This window comes from Shewanella woodyi ATCC 51908, assembly GCF_000019525.1.
Classification (GTDB): Bacteria; Pseudomonadota; Gammaproteobacteria; order Enterobacterales; family Shewanellaceae; genus Shewanella; species Shewanella woodyi.
Genome location: NC_010506.1, coordinates 4,186,878 through 4,206,773 on the forward strand (window position 1 = coordinate 4,186,878; position 19,896 = coordinate 4,206,773).

General features: G+C 43.2%; 18 protein-coding genes. 8 read left to right on the forward strand and 10 right to left on the reverse strand.

Annotated elements, in window-relative coordinates; all coding sequences use genetic code 11:
• Positions 1 to 88 precede the first annotated feature (88 nt).
• Complete coding sequence (gene tsgA / locus SWOO_RS17650) at positions 89 to 1,264, forward strand: MFS transporter TsgA (RefSeq protein ID WP_195742983.1); 1,176 nt, start codon at positions 89 to 91, stop codon at positions 1,262 to 1,264.
• A gap of 280 nt (positions 1,265 to 1,544) precedes the next feature.
• On the opposite strand, the gene SWOO_RS17655 is transcribed toward tsgA, so the two are convergent.
• From SWOO_RS17655 to SWOO_RS17665, 3 genes are all read right to left on the reverse strand, one after another.
• Positions 1,545 to 2,225: a Crp/Fnr family transcriptional regulator gene (locus SWOO_RS17655; protein WP_012326027.1), complete on the reverse strand. Its 681-nt coding sequence runs from the start codon at positions 2,223 to 2,225 to the stop codon at positions 1,545 to 1,547.
• A 100-nt stretch (positions 2,226 to 2,325) separates the two neighbouring features.
• Positions 2,326 to 3,156 (reverse strand): DUF3465 domain-containing protein, encoded by an 831-nt coding sequence (locus tag SWOO_RS26515; RefSeq protein ID WP_012326028.1) that lies wholly within the window; start codon positions 3,154 to 3,156, stop codon positions 2,326 to 2,328.
• A gap of 423 nt (positions 3,157 to 3,579) precedes the next feature.
• A complete protein-coding gene (locus SWOO_RS17665; protein WP_195742809.1) occupies positions 3,580 to 4,083 on the reverse strand; it encodes a TFIIB-type zinc ribbon-containing protein in 504 nt (167 codons plus the stop codon).
• Positions 4,084 to 4,236: 153 nt separating this feature from the next.
• On the opposite strand from SWOO_RS17665, the gene SWOO_RS17670 reads away from it, so the two are divergent.
• Positions 4,237 to 5,526, forward strand: a complete 1,290-nt coding sequence (locus tag SWOO_RS17670) for an O-acetylhomoserine aminocarboxypropyltransferase/cysteine synthase family protein (RefSeq protein WP_012326030.1) — start codon at positions 4,237 to 4,239, stop codon at positions 5,524 to 5,526.
• A 181-nt stretch (positions 5,527 to 5,707) separates the two neighbouring features.
• A complete protein-coding gene (locus SWOO_RS17675; protein WP_012326031.1) occupies positions 5,708 to 6,823 on the forward strand; it encodes an HD domain-containing phosphohydrolase in 1,116 nt (371 codons plus the stop codon).
• Between the two features lie 143 nt (positions 6,824 to 6,966).
• Here SWOO_RS17675 and SWOO_RS25590 read toward each other — a convergent pair whose 3' ends face one another.
• The 3 genes from SWOO_RS25590 to SWOO_RS17690 all read right to left on the reverse strand — a co-directional run bounded on the left by SWOO_RS25590 (position 6,967) and on the right by SWOO_RS17690 (position 13,414).
• Positions 6,967 to 10,050 carry a PKD domain-containing protein gene (locus SWOO_RS25590; RefSeq protein ID WP_012326032.1) on the reverse strand — a complete coding sequence of 1,028 codons (3,084 nt, stop codon included), beginning with the start codon at positions 10,048 to 10,050 and terminating at the stop codon, positions 6,967 to 6,969.
• Positions 10,051 to 10,435: 385 nt separating this feature from the next.
• On the reverse strand, positions 10,436 to 11,197 hold the full coding sequence (locus tag SWOO_RS17685) for a putative porin (RefSeq protein WP_012326033.1): 762 nt from the start codon (positions 11,195 to 11,197) through the stop codon (positions 10,436 to 10,438).
• Positions 11,198 to 11,590: 393 nt separating this feature from the next.
• Entirely contained in the window at positions 11,591 to 13,414 is a 1,824-nt protein-coding gene (locus SWOO_RS17690) for a S8 family serine peptidase (RefSeq protein ID WP_012326034.1), read from the reverse strand.
• Between the two features lie 368 nt (positions 13,415 to 13,782).
• Between SWOO_RS17690 and SWOO_RS17695 the strand changes: the two genes are divergently transcribed.
• Positions 13,783 to 14,454 (forward strand): DUF2461 domain-containing protein, encoded by a 672-nt coding sequence (locus SWOO_RS17695; RefSeq protein ID WP_012326035.1) that lies wholly within the window; start codon positions 13,783 to 13,785, stop codon positions 14,452 to 14,454.
• A gap of 62 nt (positions 14,455 to 14,516) precedes the next feature.
• Here the strand turns inward: SWOO_RS17695 and SWOO_RS17700 are convergent, their stop codons facing one another.
• Entirely contained in the window at positions 14,517 to 15,098 is a 582-nt protein-coding gene (locus SWOO_RS17700) for a TetR/AcrR family transcriptional regulator (protein WP_012326036.1), read from the reverse strand.
• A 132-nt stretch (positions 15,099 to 15,230) separates the two neighbouring features.
• Between SWOO_RS17700 and SWOO_RS17705 the strand changes: the two genes are divergently transcribed.
• Both SWOO_RS17705 and SWOO_RS17710 read left to right on the forward strand, forming a co-directional pair.
• Positions 15,231 to 15,863: a glutathione S-transferase gene (locus tag SWOO_RS17705; RefSeq protein WP_012326037.1), complete on the forward strand. Its 633-nt coding sequence runs from the start codon at positions 15,231 to 15,233 to the stop codon at positions 15,861 to 15,863.
• 55 nt (positions 15,864 to 15,918) lie between these two features.
• On the forward strand, positions 15,919 to 16,587 hold the full coding sequence (locus SWOO_RS17710; protein WP_012326038.1) for a glutathione S-transferase family protein: 669 nt from the start codon (positions 15,919 to 15,921) through the stop codon (positions 16,585 to 16,587).
• Positions 16,588 to 16,687: 100 nt separating this feature from the next.
• Here SWOO_RS17710 and yqfB read toward each other — a convergent pair whose 3' ends face one another.
• The gene (gene yqfB / locus SWOO_RS17715; RefSeq protein ID WP_012326039.1) at positions 16,688 to 17,029 is read right to left on the reverse strand and encodes a N(4)-acetylcytidine aminohydrolase; all 342 of its coding nucleotides are present in this window, start codon (positions 17,027 to 17,029) and stop codon (positions 16,688 to 16,690) included.
• A gap of 289 nt (positions 17,030 to 17,318) precedes the next feature.
• On the opposite strand from yqfB, the gene SWOO_RS17720 reads away from it, so the two are divergent.
• Positions 17,319 to 17,975, forward strand: a complete 657-nt coding sequence (locus SWOO_RS17720) for a DUF2076 domain-containing protein (RefSeq protein ID WP_012326040.1) — start codon at positions 17,319 to 17,321, stop codon at positions 17,973 to 17,975.
• Between the two features lie 104 nt (positions 17,976 to 18,079).
• Here SWOO_RS17720 and tmpT read toward each other — a convergent pair whose 3' ends face one another.
• Positions 18,080 to 18,721 (reverse strand): thiopurine S-methyltransferase, encoded by a 642-nt coding sequence (gene tmpT, locus SWOO_RS17725; protein WP_012326041.1) that lies wholly within the window; start codon positions 18,719 to 18,721, stop codon positions 18,080 to 18,082.
• Positions 18,722 to 18,913: 192 nt separating this feature from the next.
• Here tmpT and SWOO_RS17730 point away from each other — a divergent pair, with 192 nt between their 5' ends.
• Entirely contained in the window at positions 18,914 to 19,324 is a 411-nt protein-coding gene (locus SWOO_RS17730; protein WP_012326042.1) for a helix-turn-helix domain-containing protein, read from the forward strand.
• Between the two features lie 36 nt (positions 19,325 to 19,360).
• On the opposite strand, the gene SWOO_RS17735 is transcribed toward SWOO_RS17730, so the two are convergent.
• Positions 19,361 to 19,843 (reverse strand): cupin domain-containing protein, encoded by a 483-nt coding sequence (locus SWOO_RS17735; RefSeq protein ID WP_041418250.1) that lies wholly within the window; start codon positions 19,841 to 19,843, stop codon positions 19,361 to 19,363.
• Positions 19,844 to 19,896 lie beyond the last annotated feature (53 nt).

The window sequence follows — 19,896 nt, forward strand, 5'->3', positions numbered from 1 at the left end:
ACTCTGTGCAGGTAAAAATGAAGCTCTCAAAACATATAAAAATAATCAATATCCGTGCTGCGAGATTTAAAAGACTAAGGAATCTATGATGAGAAATAAAATCTCTTTAACCCTGTTAAGCTTCCTCGCTAACTTTATTATGGCGGGATTTGCAACGCAGTTTGGCATGTTGATTGAACCCATTGCAGAGAAGTTTTCCGCCAATATTAATGAGGTGGCTTCTATCTTCTCTCTGCTCAATGGTGGCGCACTAGCTGGCACCATCGCCGCCTTCTTCTTGATAGAGAAGGTAGGTGTTAAGCGTATTACTCTCATCAGCTATATGCTGATTGCCATCAGTGCAGCAAGCCTACATTTCACCTCCTCCTTAAGTGTCGTAATGATCGCCATGATGCTGATTGGTCTATGTGGTGGCGTGGGCCTTTGTATTGCGGGAACCATTGTGGTCTCAGTATGGAAAGATAAAATACAGAGCACCATCTTGGTGGTCCAAGATGCGACTTTTAATGTTGCTGGTGTGGTTTTCCCGCTTATCACGACATACGCCCTGAGTAATGCACTTAACTGGAGTTACAGTTACCTAGCCGTGGGACTGGTTGCACTTATTACCGCAAACGTTACGCTGCTGACTAATTTCGATCTGTGTGAGCCTAAAAGTGATGCAAGCGGCTGTAAAATCGGTGAAAAATCTGAGTGGAACTTCTCAATAATCAGCGCAGGTATCGGTTTATTCCTCGGCATGTTAGCCCTATATACTTTCCTTACATGGGCACCTATGTTCGTTAAAGAGAAGTTTGATATCCCATTTGAGGAAGCGGGTAATATCATCACTCAATACTGGTCCGCGGCGCTTGTCGGTGCCTTAGTCTCAACACTTATCGTTTCCAGAGTCAAAATTCAGCACTTTCTGATGGGGATGATGACCTTAGCGCTAGTGATCACTAGCATCATTGTCACCACAGACAAGCTTGAATGGATGGGATATCTAACCTATGGCTACGGCTTCACCTGTGCAGCACTTTACAATGCTTTTATCGCCTATGGCGTCTCATTTGTGAAGCAAGCCAGTAGTAAAAATGTCTCCTACATCTTAATCAGCGGCAGTGCTGGCGCCATGTTCAGTCCAGCCATCAGTGCGATGTTCGAAACCATTATCGGTCTACAAAGTGTGATGTATGCCATACCAGTGATATACGCCATTATTTTAACCATGTTAGTTGTTTCACGTCGCCAAGCGGCTGAAAACAGTTTAGCTATGGCTTAATTTTGAAAGTAAAAGATCGTATAATCGAGCCCGATACCAATCGGTATAACTTTAACTTCTAGAATGACAGAGATAAGCGAACTGCCATGCGAAAACCGAGAACGATTAGAGTTAAAACGAGAATGCGAAAAATCAAGATGAGACGAGCTAAACGACTCAGTTTGTTGATGATGAAAGCCAGTCAACAACAGGAGAAGCAAAGAAGTTTGTCACTCTCTAAGGTAGCATAAACTACCCTAAAACTAGCCTCGCAAACTTGTCGTTCGCGGGGCTTTTTTAATTATCTCTCCTCGATATAAGCGATCAAACCATCGAGATCGTTAATCACTATCCCCTCCTCCTTATCCCTTAAGATCAGCCCCAGCTCCTCTAACCTCTTCACTGCACGACGATAGACTCTATCAGTGGTGGCAAAACGTTCCGCCTCCAGATAGCACTTAGTAAAACCATCTACAGGTTGATCATTAAGGTATTGGTGATAGAGATCATAAGCGATGTTATAGGCAATAGGGTAGAGCATACGACGGGTCAAAATATCCACCGTATCTTGATAATCAATCGCTATTGCACTGGCAAAAAAAAGGGCGAACATCGGCTTTTGAGTGAGTGCTCTTTGTAGCTTATCGCCACAAATAATCTGAACCTCCAACTCCTCTTCGGCGATGATATCAAGCTGACACAGATAATCGCTAAAAAACTCCATCTCACCAAAAATCTGGGAATCGCACTCCATAGTACCTAACTGAAAGCTACGCGCATTTCTCGCGGTATATCCCATGGAGATCCGCCCTCGCTTAACAAGAATAAGCGTACTCACTTTTTGCCCCTGCTCCATCAATTTATGATGAGCGGGCATTAGACGAGTATCACTGACACAGTCTGCCATGATCTCTTCGATATCATGATGTTCCTGCTGCCAGAGCGAATGAAATCGCCCTTTAGAGAGAGGTTTTAGCTGCATATTGAGTTAAGCGAGTTAAGAGAGAGATGGATATTATAACCCCCTCACGTACGAATGATAAATGCTCCCTTTGCTAACCTAAGTGAGCTTCAAAATCACTCTAATGGTAAATTTGGCCATTATGCTTAAGCCAGCCGCTAACATGCTTTCCTTGGGGGTCATCATGGGTCCAATGAATAACGCCTCCCTTACTGTTGAACTCATATTGACCGTTAAATTCGACAATATCACCTAGAGCAAGAGTTTCAATACGAGGAGAGAGATCAATATTATGGGCAACCAGCAAGGTTTGCTCATTGGATAGACACAGAATAAACCTCTGATGGCGACTGCCCTCATTGTCATCATCAAGTAGCTTAACAACCGTACCAGACGAACTAACCTGCACGCCATTTAGCCTATTTTGATAAGCCTTAGATATAGCATTAACCCCAGTATTTGATATGGAAGAGGGTGTATTGTCTGCGGCAATGATACTGCTTTGTGACAGCTCAAATGAGTCATTAGCTACTCCCGAAGAGCCCACCACCCTGTTATAAGCGAAGCTCGCACCAGCCAATACCAACATCATGATCCCGATGCGATAGAGGATACCTCTCGTCTGCCCCTGAGACTGATTCGCACTTTTTCGGCTGTTAATGGTATCTCTTTGTTGACTTCTCAGACCTTTTTTCGCCTTAGAGTTGGTATCCTCTTCACTCTTACATTCAACACCATCAATATATGCTTCAACAGCATTGAATTTACCGTCTGATTTTCGCTCAAGTTGAAAATAGATAATATCTCCCTCTTTGGGGCGCCTGCTCATATGGCTTAGGGTTGAGGCATGAATAAAGACATCTCTATCTAATTCAGGCTCAGCTTGGATAAAACCGAAGCCTTTATCATCTTTCCAGCGAACTAAGGTGCCTTTGATATTACTCTTCTGCATAAACTCCATTTAACCTACTAATACCAATCGGCATAAAGATGTGATCGCTCAGCGAGAGTTTAGCGCTTCTGAGGCAAGGCAACGAGTGAGGAACATAGTTATTCTACGTTTAAGCTCGTTAACACAGCATCGGATGCGCTAAAACTCGCCTGTAAGGAGTGTTTTTGGCTGCCTACTTCTGCGTTGAATGAACTCACAAGGGAATAACCATTCTGTCATTCATTCGCCTTGAATTAGCTTGCTAAAAAAACTCTGAGTAGATCACTTTCTTATACCGATTGGTATATGACAACCTATCTAATAATAAGAAATGTAACTCTAAAAGACGGTTTTACATAGAAAAATTTATACATTTCTCACACAAGGATAAAGGAGAAGGTCAACCTAACTCATATTACAAATAAGCCCCCTTATGAATAATGATCACTCTAGAAAAAAGTCGATGAAGTACAGCCCTCTTCTTCGTAAACGGCTAGCCAACTCCTCTTTGCTTTCCAGCTCCCTTTGATGAGTGATATAACGGGAGCTAGTTTCCATCTGAGAGACAAACCTCTCTCCAACTCTCTGCCTGTCTCTTTGATTTGGAAATTGCTCTCGAAGCTTTTCAAGTTCAGCATAATCAAACCATATACCGCCACACCCAGGACACTCATCGATTTCAACCAGATGTTCTGGACTATAAAAGTGCCTAGCCATCACCACATCAGTACATTTAGGACAGGAGATACGCTCACTTAAATTCAGTTGTGGCGGCACAAACTGACTAAGGTGCTCAACAAGTACCTGCCCTCTCCTTTCATGTTTCTCATCAAAATGCTCAAGCTCGTGATTATCAAAAAATACACCACCACAAGCTTCAGAGATATCCACAGTGATCCCACCCACTTTCACGGAAGTTAAATCTGTATTGGTTCTAGGGCACTTCATCTTAAATCCTTTAAAAAATATCCATTTTTCCATTTTACGAACCCTCGAATAACAAATCAAACATCCAAATGGTTTCCCCAACACACCAAACTAGACATCTAGATGGCCATTTGTTATGTTCAACTTTCATTCAAATGGATTGGGAAAGATAAGATGAAACTCGAGTCACTGGCACTGCACCACGGATACGAATCGGAAGCCACCACTAAAGCTGCTGCGGTTCCTATCTACCAAACCACGTCTTACACTTTCGATGATACCCAGCATGGCGCCGATCTATTTGATCTTAAAGTTCCGGGAAATATCTACACACGCATCATGAATCCCACCACTGATGTGTTGGAACAAAGATTAGCAGCCATCGAAGGAGGCATAGGTGCATTAGCTGTGGCTTCTGGCATGGCGGCTATCACCTATGCAATTCAAGCATTGACCCAAGTGGGCGATAATATTGTCAGCACCAGCCAACTCTATGGTGGCACCTATAACCTATTTGCCCATACACTCCCTCGCCAAGGCGTCGATGTGCGTATGGCGGCCTTCGATGATTTCGATGGCTTAGAGGCCTTGATTGACGAAAATACCAAAGCACTATTTTGTGAGTCCATAGGAAACCCAGCAGGCAATATTGTCGATATTGAACGCTTAGCCAATATTGCCCATAAGCATGGTATCCCTTTAATGGTTGATAATACGGTTGCAACACCAGTACTGTGCAAACCTTTTGAGTATGGCGCCGATATCGTGATCCATTCATTAACAAAATACATTGGCGGCCACGGCACGACCATAGGTGGCGTGATTATCGACTCAGGTAAATTTGATTGGGCTGCGCAACCTAAGCGCTTTGCCTTACTCAACGAGCCCGACGCCTCCTATCACGGCGTTGTTTATACCCAAGCTTTTGGCCCAGCCGCCTTTATAGGCCGTTGCCGTGTTGTGCCCCTGCGTAATACGGGGGCGGCACTTGCACCTCAAAGTGCGTTTCTACTACTTCAAGGCTTAGAAACATTGTCGCTTCGTATGGAGCGTCACTGTAGCAACGCGCTGACACTCGCTGAATATTTAGAGAAACATCCAAAAGTCAGCTGGGTGAACTATGCAGCCCTACCAAATAGTCCCTTTCAAGATAATTGCCATAAGATCACCAATGGCAAAGCATCGGGGATCATCAGTTTTGGCATTAAATCGACCCTTGCTGGCGGTGGGAAAGAGGCGGGGGGTCACTTTATCGATGGCTTAAAAATGATCTTACGTTTGGTGAATATTGGTGATGCAAAATCACTAGCATGTCATCCAGCTTCAACCACTCACAGGCAACTCGATGCAGAGGAGCTAGCTAAAGCAGGCGTAAGTGAAGACTTAGTTCGAATATCAGTGGGTATTGAGCATATCGATGATATTATTTTTGATGTTGAGCAAGCACTGGAACAGGTAAGATAAACCACGATTAATTGCCTGAGTAGAGTGGATAAAAACTCTATTCGGGTAAAAGATCCCCGTAAAACAGAACCGCTATTTAAAGCTAATAATTGTAGCTAGTCATTCAGCCTAAAAACCACACTTTATGCATGGATAAACTATACTTAAGTAAAGAGATCAACCCTTAGCAAGCGAGTATCTAATGTTACGTCACTCTTTAATTTTAGATAATGAGCCCTCGGCTTTACGTAAGCTAAAACATATCCACCTCTCGACTAAGGTCATCTATCCGGCAATAACCCGAATTGCAGTGGCACTTTATGACTCTGATACTGGTATGGTGCGAACCTTTATCTATAGTGGTGATGACACCCCACTAAACCATTACTACGCACTTTTAAAAGATTGTTACTCGCTAAACCAGATTGCCGAAACACAGCAATCTAGGCTAGAACAAGACTTATCAGTATTTGAAAACAGTAAACATCTACATGCACAGAAAATATTCGAAGCGGGTTTTCGAAGTAGCTACAGTCTACCAATCATCATAGATGATGGCTTAGTCGGATTTATATTCTTCAATGCAGAACAAACTCAAGCATTTGAACCAGCCTGTTTAGATCACCTTGAGTTGGTCGGTAACTTAATTTCACTGGTGATATCCAGTGAGCTGGCTAGCATAAGAACATTGGCATCGACCATGCGAACCGCCATTGACGTTACTCATTTCCGCGATCCAGAAACTGGCGAGCACCTGCAGCGTATGGCCCATTACTCTCGCTTGATCGTAAGTAAAATTGCCGACGAATTCGATCTTGATGATAACTTCGCAGAGCACCTTTTTCTGTTTGCTCCACTGCACGATATCGGCAAGATCACCATTCCTGATGAGATCTTACTCAAAAATGGCAAACTACTGCCAAAGGAGAGAGCCTTGATGCAGACACACAGCATTGAGGGCTATAAACTAGTCGATCGCCTTTTAGAAAATTATCACCTCAATAGTCTAAGTCACACTCATATGCTGAGAAATATTGTTCTCTACCACCATGAAAGCTTAGATGGAAAGGGTTATCCCGAAGGGCTAGTCGGCGATGAGATCCCTATCGAAGCCAGAGTCGTTGCTGTTGCAGATATCTTTGATGCATTAACCAGTGAGCGCCCCTATAAACAGGCATGGAGTAACCAACAAGCAGCAGAGGAGTTAACTAAGCTCGCTGGCGTGAAACTCGATGCCAGCTGTGTGAATGCGCTACTTGCTTCAATGGATGAAGTTGAACTCATTCAACATACCTATCGTGAGAGCACTCTGGCTTAACAAGAACAGTTTAACAAGAGCGACTTAACAAGAATTTCTAAATAAAAGCATTAATAACAACTGATAAAAGTCACTTAACATAAAGCCAGTTTGATTTAGTCATCAAACTGGCTTTATTGGGTTATCGATTAAAACAGTTAACCTTACTGATACCCTTCGACTTTAATATCATCGATGGCGATATCTCCCTTCCAGCCACCAACCGCTTCTGCGCTAAACCTGATGATAATGTCCCCGTCAAAAGAGGTGAGATCCACCTCTTGATATTGATAAGCATCATCACTGCTCCCCTGCTGCTGGCCACTTACTTGAAACAGCCCTAGTTGCCACTGGCCTTGATTGAATACATCCACTGCCAGTGTGCCAATTTCAGCACCATACATATGGTAGTAAAAACTCAATGTTCGTGCCGTTCCACTCACAATACCGCTATCAAGATAAGCCGTGTCTCCCGCGTTATAAGCGTAGTTCTTGGACGTTTCAATATAGGCGTAGGTGCTGCTAGTTACAGCCCCAGAAGTTGGGCCGGTAGAGTTAGATGGCGTTGTCCCCGCTTCAGTTTCCCACACATGACTTGCATCAGCGCTATTACTCCAACCGCTGTTAATGCCTGATTCAAAATCCAGTGAAGTCAGCTCAGAGTGTGTTGCCTCTACAACGGTCAACTCAACTTGGGCCTCAGCCGAGGCACCTTGAGGATCAGACACTCTAACCGCTAAGGTGTTTAGTCCTAAATCAGTATATTGCGGTGTACCAGATATCAAACCCGCGGCAGTTAGGTTAACCCAAGCTGGAGAGGAGATTAAGCTAAAGCTCAGTTCGTCCCCATCTGGATCCATTGCTGAGCTTGAGATATCGCTGCTGTAAGCAGAGCCAACTGAAGCATCGGCGATAACCGTTGGGTTTAACTCAAATTGTGGTGCTTGATTTTCTGCTACAACCTCAGTGCCAAACAGCTGAAGATTATCGATAGCAATATCGCCTTTCCAGCCTCCTGCAGCTACAGCTCGCACTCGAACTCGTACACTTCCTGAATAAGCCGATAGGTCCACATTAGCCTGCCTAAAACTCTCAGTGCTTGCCCCCTGCTGTTGACCTGACAATTGCCAAATATCATTAATCCAGCTGCCATCTTTGAACAGATCCACCGCTAAGCTACCAATATCAGCGCCATACATATGGTAATCAAAACTCAAACGACCAGCACTTATGGTGAACTCAGGGCTTTCGAGCTGTGCTTGTTCACCAGCTGTGTACGCCCCCTTATTGTTGGAGGTTTCAAGATAGAGATAGAAACCTTGACCACCCGCTCCTGAGTCAGGTCCCGTTGAGCTTGATGCCGTACTACCAGAGAGTCGACTCCAATCCCAATCATGGCTACTGCTGTTACTCCACTCCCCTAACCCAGATTCAAAATCAGCTGATGAAAGTAACGTCTCGTTAGTTACCTCGATTAGTACCCTATGACTGGCAGTTACCCCCTCATTATCCGTGACCACCAACTCAACCCAATAGCTACCCGCTGTTTGATAGATATGCTTAGGAGCTTGCTCACTGGATTGAGTGTTGTCACCAAAATCCCATGCCCACGATACCAGTTGTCCATCACTATCTTGGCTTTGGTCAATAAAGTTAATGGTTAAACCTTGAGCGTTATAGATAAAGTTAGCATCGGGTGCTTGATTTACCGAACCAGATGAAACCATTACAGTTTGACTACTGCTATTGCTTGCACCAAGTTCGTCGGTCACACTCAAGGAGACCAGATAGCTGCCACTGCCTTGATAGATATGGGTTGGTGACAGTGCACTTGATGTAGCTCCATCACCAAAGTCCCAAATTGTGGAGATAATTTGGTTGTCAGGATCGTGACTGGTATCGAAAAAGTCGACGCTAAGATCATTACTGCTAAAAGTGAAACTTGATACTGGTGGTAAGTTAGCGTCCCCACCGGTTCTGAACCCCGCCACGGTTGCAGCCGTTAAATTAAGCACTCTGGCATTATCGTGAGTATCAGTGGTTCCCCTGACAATATTTTGAAAGCTTCGGGTAGGATCTGACCAAAAATTCTGTCTGGTGCAACAGCTATTGCTGTTATAGGACATTATTGAGCGCCAACCACCTTGGGTATAGAGGAATCCATGACCAAAAGCGTATGGCGTAGTATTGCTGTCTTTTTCAGGGTTATGGCGAGCTGACATCAGATGGCCTAGCTCATGACCAAACGAGTAATAACCCGTTGCACAACTGTCTTTAACAACCATAAAGGCGGTATCTTCCGAGGCGCCTATCTCTCTTGCTCGGCCGCAGGCGCTGGCATCACCAATTAAAATAGCGGCAACATCGGCGCTGTATTGATCTCTTATCTGATAAACATCATCCATATAGCCATCATTGGGCAAATGAAACCTGTCGAGATCTAAACCATGATCTCCTGACTCAGCGTAGTTAAGCTCGTAACTATGGGCCAACTCCACCTGAGCGTTAACTCCCGAATCGGTAAATCCTTGGTTAGTCTCAGCCACAGCCAGATCAATAAGCGCCTGCATACCCGGATTTTGATTTAACGCCTCACTGGTATAGCCCACCAAAACCCGGATCACAGAGCTGGACGAAGTGGATGGAGCCACAGAAAGTGAAGATGGCGACAGGGCATCAATACGACTTAACGGGCTACTCTTTCCCACTGGCGCATTCTTTCCCACAGGCATAGTAGCGCTATGCTCATCGGGCAACAAAGCCTGATCAATCTCATTTACTTCAACTTGGTTGTTTAGTGAAGGTTTGATCTTAAACAGACGACCATTAAACTTTACGGTTGCCGATAAGAAATCACCGGACTTCACTAAGATTATCTGGTTATCACCAGGCGATTTGGGATTATGTTGATTAACTATCTTCCCCTGCCATACCAAAGAGCCTGACTCTGTCACATAGGAGAGTGACTTTTTAGCGATCAAGACACTTGAATCTGGCAGCTCAAACTTAAGGGATTCTGTTCCTTGGGTAAAAGCTTCAAGCTGCATGGTATAGCGGGTGACACTTTTCACCTCTCTATCTCTAACAATATCCGGCATTGCAGCAGACTTTGCCTGAGAGACTCTCTTTATTATCTCAATATCAGTCTCCACAGCCGAAACGGGCGATATAAACAGACCAGCTAATATCAGAGCTGATAAGTTAAACCTAGTGTGATTAATATTATTGGGGTTACTTGGGGTTCTCATATCTGTATTCCTGTATGTGTAACACACAGCGAACAGCCATCAATACTACGATACCTATTGGTATTATTTGCCAGCACGATCACTAAAGTTTCTAAAAACAGAGCCACGACCAGCTCCTAGATCAGACAGCTAAGCTATAACCGAATAAGGAGTAGAAACACATAAAGTTAACATCGTTTTTTTATCTATTTTTAAAGATATTAAATAGAGGATTTATACGATATAGGCTTAACGAATAACAAAGGGAAAGGATAAGAGAAATTAAACAGTGGAATACACAAACGATGTAAAAAGCGGCAAATATAATAACTCACCGCTCTTATGCGCATCACTTGTAACTTAAACAGATACTAGCAAGCAAATGAATAAGTGTTTAAACATTCGACTAAAAGCGACCTACAACACCAACGCTCATACCAACACCGTCAGCATCAGAGTCTAAAAATTTAGACAGGTTAAAGTTAGCAGAAAAGTTATCAGAGATACGCAGCCAATATGCAGTACGGAGACTAAAGTCATCATTGGCGTCATTGTTATGATAACCAGCCCCTACCGACCATGAGTTATTTACATACCAATCAGCACCTAAGTTAAATGCATCATCTGAATCCGTATGAGTCCAGTTAGCCGTCAAATCCACACCAGCTGTGGACTCTAGGGCAACAAAGCTACGTAGATTTAAGCCATAAACCTCTACCGCATTGTTATCGCCATCTGCATAAAATGCAGATATTGAGGAAGATTCATTAAAGTAATAACCCACTTCACCACGATAAGCATCATAATCTGTATTAAGAAACTCTACACGACCGTAACTGGCTGATACGAACCATTTTGATGCGAATACATAAGTACCATCCACTCTGTAAGCATCGGAGTCATAAATTCCAACATCAAGTTTGCTGTAACTCGCACCTAGATTTGTGGTTTGTGCAAGGAAGCCATTTAACGCATAGGGGCTATTGCTTTGATCTACTGGGGCAATGTAATAACGGTAATTAGCATTCCAAGCACCATCACTCACCTCTTCAGAGTTTGTACTGTAACTTAGGCTTGCTTGATGTTGAAAAGCATTATCTTGTGCAGCAACGGCACTCATGCTTGTTAAACCCAGTAAAATTGCCAGCGATATTGTAGAATTTTTCATCAATTTATTCCCTTATATTTATGAAGCTAGGAGAATAAAAATAGGCAGAGGATCATTAGATTTGAAAATGGTGCAGTTCAATCCGTTGTACTCTTAGATATTTAATTCATTTAAACACCTTCGCTCTCCTAGCGGCGCACACGATAATCTAACTTCACCCAAAAGTGAAACAAAAAAGATAAAAAATGAAACAAACAACCGAAATAATAGAAAAGCCATAAAATAAAACCAAATCACAACAAAAACAAAACATTTAGATGGCTATCGAACTCAATGCTAGTTAAAAATAAAAACCGCAGACTAATATCTGCGGTTTTCTATTTTTACTTGTTCTTCTACATTAACAAAGCTTAAATCTAAGACGCTTAATTAAAAGCGCCTTATATCTGTTAATTAAAAGACAACAGTTTGCTCAGCGGTACAAGTTGTGGTGCCTTCATCACATGCCTTGTAAGTGAAGGTTCCGCCACCTTTGCCTGAAATAGTATCGGTATAAGTTGAGCTTGCTGATGTCGTCGCAATCTTGCTGCCATCGCGATAAAGGTCAACATTACTGCCAGCAGCACCATTAACCGTCAGGTCAACTTTCTTAACACCTTTGCTCTTATAACCGTCGGCCGTTAGCGCGAAATCACCACCAGGTTCTCCACCGCCGTCACCAGCACAACCATTAGCAGTTAAATAAGCATCCGCTGCTGCCGCTTTTACGATACCGTAACCGAAGTAAACATCATTACCCGCCGCGCCACTGTCCATTGCAGTTGCTTTAAGTGCTTCACGAATTTCACTACCTGTACATTGGTTATGGTTAGACCAAACCAGTGCAGCTACACCCGATACCGCAGGGGTTGCCATAGAGGTACCACTCATGAAACCATAATCTGACGTGCCAATATCGATGCTGATATTAGATGCTGCAACAATTGCCGCTCTGTCTTCAAATGCCGCACCAACTGCTGGGATAGTCGTTGTATTTGTATCACCTAAAGTACCGAACAACATACCCGCTTCGTTATTGATAATAACAGCGCCAACACCACCTGAGCTTTCACAGTTTGCCACTTTATCGTGGAAAGAGATCACGCCACGGTCAATAACACAGATATTACCGTTTGCACCGCTATCGGTAGCTTCAGCTGTGCCCATATAGTAAGTACCACCAGCAATCGCACCTGAGTTTTCCATTGCAGAGCTTGCGTATGCAGCGCCATCAGCAGACATATTTGATGCTGTTGCCATACCCGCTGGGTACGTTGATAAAGTGTCTACACCACCCGCGGTCACTTCAACACAGATAGTCTCATCTGTGGTCGCTCGCTTACCGCGACCTGAAGTACATGAAGGGAATTGAGAAAAGTCAGCAATATTATTATCGGCATCGTTAGCGCCAATCATCATTACTGATGGATAGCCTGCCGGGTATGAACGTACGTTATTACCGTCATTACCCGCGGCGGCAACCACTAAACCGCCAGCATCAACAAAAGATTGAAACGCATTGGATTCAGTAGAGTTAGAACCACCACCACCTAGACTCATGCTGATAATATTTGCGCCAGCTGCACTACATAGGTCTGCAGCATGAGCAAGATCTGAAGAGTAACCCCAGCCGTCAGCATTAAATACCTTGATAATATGCATATCCACGCCAGGTGCCATACCAACCACACCAACACTGTTATCAGCTGCACCAATGGTACCAGCAACGTGTGTACCGTGTGGTCCACCGTTCTCATTCCAGTTGCCTGTGCCAGAATCATTATCACCAGAGATATTATTCCACTCAAAATCTGTATTGCTCGCATCTAGACCAGAGTCGATAACACAAACCTTCATGCCTGCACTTGCGTTAAACGCAACTTGGTCTGCTTGAGATTGGTAAACAGCATAAGGGGTCACTTGCTGTGTCATTGGGTTGCCCGCATCATCACTGTATGCAGACATCAAATGACGACGCTGATCCGCTTCTACAAGCTTAATATGTGGGTTATTCAATAAACCTTTTACTTGAGATAGGTCTTTACCAGCAAATGTTGCCGAAATAAAACCATTACCATCAAGGTGGATCTCAGCGCCAAGTCTGTTTGCTAAGGCCTTAACAACGCCTTTATTGCCGTTGTCTACTTGAATAATGTAACGATTGTCATCTGCTGTTGCGGTCGTTGATACACTCACTGTCAGGGCAATAATCGCTCCCGCAATTTTTGATAATTTCATTTAGTCTCTCCGTTATTTTTTTAGTATAGAGTTACTGTTAAATCTAAAAATAGCGCGATATTTTCGGCTACGACGATAGCCATCTACGCTATTTTTGATTATTCACACAGCCGAATCTATCAGAAGAGAATTAACTTAACAATAAGTTAACAACAATAAAACAAATGTAAATTTAACTGTGGACAAGGAGCAAAATGACGTTTTACCTGCTCACTTGAAGTGATTACTGTAAGGCTAAAGTCATCAAAAATACTTAATAACGTTAAATAATTTCTACCCAACTTGAAGCTAATAGCGATTAAATTAATGCCATCAACATCACACCATGTTATTTTTTACTCTATCGACTCCCATCAGGCATCAGATGCATGTTTAGTCCCAACACTTTCTCTTTTTTATCCCTACTCACCAAAAACAATCAACGAGACTGGTTCAAATCCAACCAAACTCAATATGAATCAGAAGTTCGAACACCTGCACTACAATTTATCGAGGCGATGCAGCCACACGTTCTTACCCTCTCCCCTAGATTAGTCGCCCTGCCTAAAAAAATAGGCGGCAGCTTAATGCGCCCCCAAAGAGATGCTAGGTTCAGTAAGGATAAGACCCCCTATAAAACCAATGTCGGCATTCAATTCAGGCATTTTCAGGGTAAAGATGTCCATGCACCGGGACTCTATATCCATATTGCAAACGAGGGGTGTTTTCTGGGTGCAGGAATTTGGCATCCAGATTCAAAGGCGCTCAATAAGCTTAGAACCTGTATCGATGAGAACCCCAACGCCTACAAGAAAGCACTCGCCCAATTACGAGCAGCCGGTTTTGAAATGGAGGGAGACAGCTTAATAAGGCCCCCCAAAGGCTATGACAAGACTCACCCTATGTTGGATGAATTGAAACGCAAAGACTTTATCGCTATCAAACCCATTAATGCCAAGCAGATCTATGATAAAAACTTCGTGAGCTTATGCGTTAAAGAGTTTGAGCAAACTCAGAAACTAATGGGTTATTTATGCTTTGCACTGGATCTGGATTACTAAGAACAGTAAATAATATAGCTAAACAAATAGTGGAGTATCCAGCTAAGGCTACTCCACCTACTTTAGGCTTTTAGCGAGATGAGATAGCTTTTCAGTACCCTAAAGGCATCATCAATCACCTCATACTGACCCGCTTTACCTAGCACCCGTATTCCCTGCATCTGCATCAGCAGAAAGCGACTAACTTGCATAGAATCTACCTCGCTAGTTATCTCACCGACTGATTTTGCATAAGCAAGGTTGTAATTGAATCCAGTCAAAATTCCATCAAAAAGACGCTCGCACTGCTCTTTGACCACATCATCAGAGATTATCTTTTCCAAGATCGCATTCTGTAAAAAGCAGCCATATTTCTGATCTTTTTGAATCGCAACAAAGCTCTCAATATAGGCCAACACTCCATCAAGTCCACTATTCTCAACCATAGGTGTTAGCTTAGGCTGTGAATACTGCTCTAAGTAATATTTAAGCGACTCTCGATATAGAGTGAGTTTATCACCATAGGTGTTGTAAAGACTAAAGCGGTTGATCCCAAGGTGAGAAACCAGATCGGCGATCGATGTAGCTTCATAACCTTGCTGCCAAAACAGCTCCATGGCCAGTACTAACTTCTCCTCTCTATCAAAACCACAACTTCTTGCCATAGATCTTTTATCTCTTATCTAGTTTAAATTTATTCTTGACCGAACGTTTAGCTATGGTTTAGATTCTAACCTAACCGATCGTTCAGTTAAAGCAATTAATGCTATTAAAGCTACCAATGAGAAGAACAAATCATGAAATTATATGAATTAGCCCCAACCCCAAGCGCTAGACGAGTAAATATTTTCCTTGCAGAGATGGGGATCGAAATCGATAGAGTGAATATCGATATACGTAGTGGCGAGAACTTAACTGATGAATTTAAGGCGATGAGCGTCAATGGTCGCATCCCACTCTTAGCACTAGATGATGGGCAAACCTTATGTGAGTCTGTTGCCATCTGCCGTTATTTTGATGAGCTGCATCAGCCAAAAAATTCATTATTTGGCACCACACCAATCGAGAAAGCAAAAATCGAGATGTGGCAACGTATCTGTGAACTTCAAGGCTTGTTCGTTGGCTTTCAAGCATTTAGAAATATCACTAAGATTTTTGAAGACAGAGAAAACTGCGTGGAAGCTTGGGGAGAGGAATCTAAACGCAGACTAATAGATTTCCTACCTACTCTAGAAACACAACTGAGCCAGCATCAATTTATTGCAGGCAACAGCTTCTCTATTGCTGACATTACCGCCTATGCCATGATGACTTTCATTCAAAATCTGGATATTACCCCAAGCAAAGAGCAAGTTAATTTAACCCGTTGGCTACATGAAATCGAGCAAAGGTCATCGGTTCAAAGTGTTAATGCGGGTAACAACGCCTAACTCATTCCCTAAATTTAAAGTTTAATTGAAGACTTATTCGTACTTTGGAGCCACTATGATAGACCTCTATACAGCAGCAACCCCTAATGGTCATAAGATCTCTATCGCTTTAGAGGAGATGGGACTCGAATACAGAGTTCATCACCTAGATCTGATGCAAGCCGATCAGAAAAAGCCTGAGTATTTAGCGATAAACCCTAATGGGCGGATCCCAGCAATTATCGACCGAGACAATGATGATTTTGCCGTCTTTGAGTCAGGTGCTATTTTGCTCTACCTGGCAGAGAAAACAGGTAAATTGCTCCCTACTAATCCTAAAAAGCGCTCCCAAGTGATCCAATGGCTGATGTTCCAGATGGGTGGTGTGGGGCCTATGATGGGGCAAGCAAATGTGTTTCACCGCTACTTCCCAGAGAAGATCCCCGCAGCAATCGAGCGATATCAAAATGAGAGTCGTCGCCTATTTGAGGTGATGAACCTGCAATTATCAGATAACCGCTATTTGGCTGGAGATGAATACTCCATCGCCGATATCTCCACTTGGCCATGGGTACGAATTTATGAGTGGAGTGGTGTCGACATTTCAGGGCTAGAACATCTTCAGCGCTGGATGGATGAATTAGCCGAACGAAAGGCCTGTCAAATAGGCGTTATCACTCCACCACCTTCGGATCTCAGTGATAAGGAGCGAGCCGAGCAGATAAGTAAAATGGTTTCGAGGTAAATTAACCTATTTAATCGCTTATTAGACTAACGCGACACGATAAAAGAGCAGCGCTATAAGGCTGCTCTTCACTAAATTCGGTACTGCTCTGATAACTGAGTCAGGCCAACTTATATGAGATAAGATAGAGCTGCTCAGTATCTGGATAAACTGAACTAATGATCTCTTTAAGCTTCGGCAAAGGCAGGTACTCTTGCTCGGCATGAAACTCATTGATCTCGCTAAATTGAAGCGGCTCCACCGACAGTATTTCGATATCACAAACTTTAATATCGGTTTCCAAAGTAAACACTTCAACCTGAGTGCCTGGAACATAGTGACACTCTGATTCATCCCGTATGGTGATGGTCTTTTTCCCCGATACGACAAAGGGGGTCAAAAATTCAAAAAAAGTAATTTTTGTTGGCGCAGCTTTCATCTTCAAATCCACAGTTGAACTCATATACTCACTTTATCACTTACAGTATTCAGAGAGCATCAGGCTAAATCGTCAAGTTAAGAGCCTATTCTACTCAGGTTTTAAGCCCTACTAAAGCAGTATTGGTTTCAGATAAAAGTCTCTTAATCTTTGTAAGTTTTTAAAGCTGCTTGTTTGTTAATTGTTGTTAACTGAAACTTATTTAAGCTGTTGATAAGGTATGTTTTTATTAATTGTTCGCTCTCGGCAAACCTTAGGCTAGGATGCATCACAAATACGTAAATACGTATCCTTACATTTAGGAACTAAGAGCATGACTCCACAAGAACAAGAACTGATTCAAAACGTAGCAAATAAATTAAAAGCCAGTCCAAGCAAAGCCAAAGATCTTGATGCAGAAAACCTCATCAGCCAAGAGATCGCCTCTCAAGAGGATATCGTCTACAAGTTAACTCAAGCGGTTCTTGTACAAGAGATGGCGCTTAAGGAGCTTAAGTCAAAAAGTGACTTTTTAGAGTCTCAAGTTGAGCATTTCAGAAAAGAGTCTGAGCGTGGCACCTTAAGTCGCATGATGGGTGGAACGAATCCAGCTCCAGTGCAGCCACAACCCGTGCGCCAACCAAGTGCTTTTGGTAGCTTTATGCAAACAGCAGCGGGTGTTGCAGCTGGTATGGTTGCAGGTAACTTAATCAGTAACGCCCTTTTTGGCGAAGATGAGCCTACGGCAGAAGCGACACCAGAAGTTGCACCTGAGACTGAATCATCGCCAACAGAGACAGCTGCTGCAGAAACAGCGGCACCTGAAGATACAAGTTCTAGCTTCTTAGACAGTAACTCAGATTTTGCCTCTGAATATAGCGAGCCAAGCACCGACTTTGGTAGCGATACTTTTGCTAATTCAGGTTTTGGTGGCGATGAGAGTTTTGGTGGTTTTGATGATGGCGGCTTCGGCGACGACGAAGATTTTTAATCCATTAAAATAGTGCTAACTTATATCAGGCTGCAGGGTCTCTGCAGCCTGAACATCTTGATGATAAAAACTCCCCCTTCTGCCCATCACTGCAAAAAAGATGCTCAATCATCTTTTATTAATAGCCATGCCGACTCAATGGCAGAGATCTTGCCCCTAATACCACCAGGAGCATCCCGAGAGTCCAGTTGATTAACACAATAGTTCTCACTATAGTGCAGCTCAACTTCATCACAGCTGATTGAAAAGGGAGGACCATCCATCAAAGTTTGATCATAAGTGTAAATCACAAGTAGCTGAGGAGCCCCGCACGTAATATCGATAAGGTGCGAGGAGTACCGCTTTCTCATCTCAAAAGGCAACGCAACCAAAGCAGCCCTGTCATAAATGCCATCTACCGCTCCAACTAACTCAGAGGACAAGGCAAAAATATCACCTACAAATAGATCAATATTAGCAGCCCGATATAAAGTGAAGTCCCCCACTTTGGTCACGTTCGGCGTGAGCCCTAATGCTATAAAAAGCGCCTCTACAGCTTGTTGATTCAGCTCAACACCGACAACCTGATAACCACAACTAAGAAGATGCTCAATATCCCGGGTTTTACCGCACAAGGGAACCAGTATCCGGCCACCTCTTCTCACCCCCAAGCGGGAGAGGTGCTCCGCTAGGAAGCAGTTTATCTCTTGCTCGTGAAATGCTATTTCCCCCCTCTCCCACCTTTCATGCCAAAAACTTGCTTTCATACTGCCTCCTTAATCGTTGAGTTTCCTGTTCCAGTTCCTATTCCAACTCAGTTCTGAACTCAGATTAAAAACAGCATACAAGTTAAAGTCGACTTTAAGTCAAGAGCCCGCTACTCTAAAAGTTAACCAAGGCTCATAAAAGAGGCTTGCAGAAAACACAGAGAAAAAGTTGACAAGAAAATTGGAGAGAAAATGGATATCGCTGAGGTTGCCAAAGCTACCGGACTCCCCGCTTCAACATTAAGGTATTATGAGGAGAAGGGGTTGATACGCTCAAGTGGCAGAAATGGACTACGAAGAACCTATCACCCAAAAGTCATAGAGCAACTCGCCTTAATCTCTTTAGGCCGCAACGCAGGTTTTTCGCTAGATGAGATAGGAAAAATGTTTACCGCAGAAGGTCCCGACATTAACCGCAAGCTGCTACTGGCCAAGGCTGATGAATTGGACAGAAAGATAGAGGAGTTAGCCACCATGAGTAAAGGGCTGCGTCACGCCGCCGCTTGCAAGGTACCTAACCAATTAGACTGCCCTAAATTTCTTCGCATCCTGCGTATAGCAGGCAAAAACCGCTCTAGGCATTCAAATATATTGAAAAGATAATCTCTATTTTCTTTTTTCCACGGATTTATTTAGGCGCTAAGCCTTTCTACCTGCTACGGGTTCGCTGATATTTTCAATATCAACCAAGTTCCACCTTAAGCCCTTGTTTCGATAGATCCGCTTTTTAAGTTGCGTATAATCAGCAACATCATGTTCAAGGCGCTGGCCCACCACAATACACTTCAATATTGAATCAGAGTGATTAATTAGCTTATGGGGCAGACCACCAGCACGGTAACCAATAAAGTCACCGGAAGTGACCACAAACTTCTCATCACCAATCCAAGCTTCAGCTTCCCCTTCAAGGATATAAACACACTCCTCCTCATGGTAATGAAAATGCAGCTCTGTCGATTCACATCTAGGGGCTATCTCCACAATATGGAAACCGATATTCAGTAAACCAGTTAGATCCCCCAAAGACTTATTCAAGCGCTGAGCATTATCATTTAAAAAATGGATTTTATGCACACCATCAAGTTGCTCAATCTCAGCTTTTCTCACTAAATATCTATCCATAACTCCCCCAAAATCCTTCATAACATTCACACCTAGTGCCAATCAGTATCAAA

Excerpts from the sequence above, each read along its gene's own strand:
- tsgA (WP_195742983.1), top strand. The coding sequence starts at position 89 with ATGAGAAATAAAATCTCTTTAACCCTGTTAAGCTTCCTCGCTAACTTT.
- SWOO_RS17655 (WP_012326027.1), bottom strand. The coding sequence starts at position 2,225 with ATGCAGCTAAAACCTCTCTCTAAAGGGCGATTTCATTCGCTCTGGCAG.
- SWOO_RS26515 (WP_012326028.1), bottom strand. The coding sequence starts at position 3,156 with ATGCAGAAGAGTAATATCAAAGGCACCTTAGTTCGCTGGAAAGATGAT.
- SWOO_RS17665 (WP_195742809.1), bottom strand. The coding sequence starts at position 4,083 with ATGAAGTGCCCTAGAACCAATACAGATTTAACTTCCGTGAAAGTGGGT.
- SWOO_RS17670 (WP_012326030.1), top strand. The coding sequence starts at position 4,237 with ATGAAACTCGAGTCACTGGCACTGCACCACGGATACGAATCGGAAGCC.
- SWOO_RS17675 (WP_012326031.1), top strand. The coding sequence starts at position 5,708 with ATGTTACGTCACTCTTTAATTTTAGATAATGAGCCCTCGGCTTTACGT.
- SWOO_RS25590 (WP_012326032.1), bottom strand. The coding sequence starts at position 10,050 with ATGAGAACCCCAAGTAACCCCAATAATATTAATCACACTAGGTTTAAC.
- SWOO_RS17685 (WP_012326033.1), bottom strand. The coding sequence starts at position 11,197 with ATGAAAAATTCTACAATATCGCTGGCAATTTTACTGGGTTTAACAAGC.
- SWOO_RS17690 (WP_012326034.1), bottom strand. The coding sequence starts at position 13,414 with ATGAAATTATCAAAAATTGCGGGAGCGATTATTGCCCTGACAGTGAGT.
- SWOO_RS17695 (WP_012326035.1), top strand. The coding sequence starts at position 13,783 with ATGTTTAGTCCCAACACTTTCTCTTTTTTATCCCTACTCACCAAAAAC.
- SWOO_RS17700 (WP_012326036.1), bottom strand. The coding sequence starts at position 15,098 with ATGGCAAGAAGTTGTGGTTTTGATAGAGAGGAGAAGTTAGTACTGGCC.
- SWOO_RS17705 (WP_012326037.1), top strand. The coding sequence starts at position 15,231 with ATGAAATTATATGAATTAGCCCCAACCCCAAGCGCTAGACGAGTAAAT.
- SWOO_RS17710 (WP_012326038.1), top strand. The coding sequence starts at position 15,919 with ATGATAGACCTCTATACAGCAGCAACCCCTAATGGTCATAAGATCTCT.
- yqfB (WP_012326039.1), bottom strand. The coding sequence starts at position 17,029 with ATGAGTTCAACTGTGGATTTGAAGATGAAAGCTGCGCCAACAAAAATT.
- SWOO_RS17720 (WP_012326040.1), top strand. The coding sequence starts at position 17,319 with ATGACTCCACAAGAACAAGAACTGATTCAAAACGTAGCAAATAAATTA.
- tmpT (WP_012326041.1), bottom strand. The coding sequence starts at position 18,721 with ATGAAAGCAAGTTTTTGGCATGAAAGGTGGGAGAGGGGGGAAATAGCA.
- SWOO_RS17730 (WP_012326042.1), top strand. The coding sequence starts at position 18,914 with ATGGATATCGCTGAGGTTGCCAAAGCTACCGGACTCCCCGCTTCAACA.
- SWOO_RS17735 (WP_041418250.1), bottom strand. The coding sequence starts at position 19,843 with ATGGATAGATATTTAGTGAGAAAAGCTGAGATTGAGCAACTTGATGGT.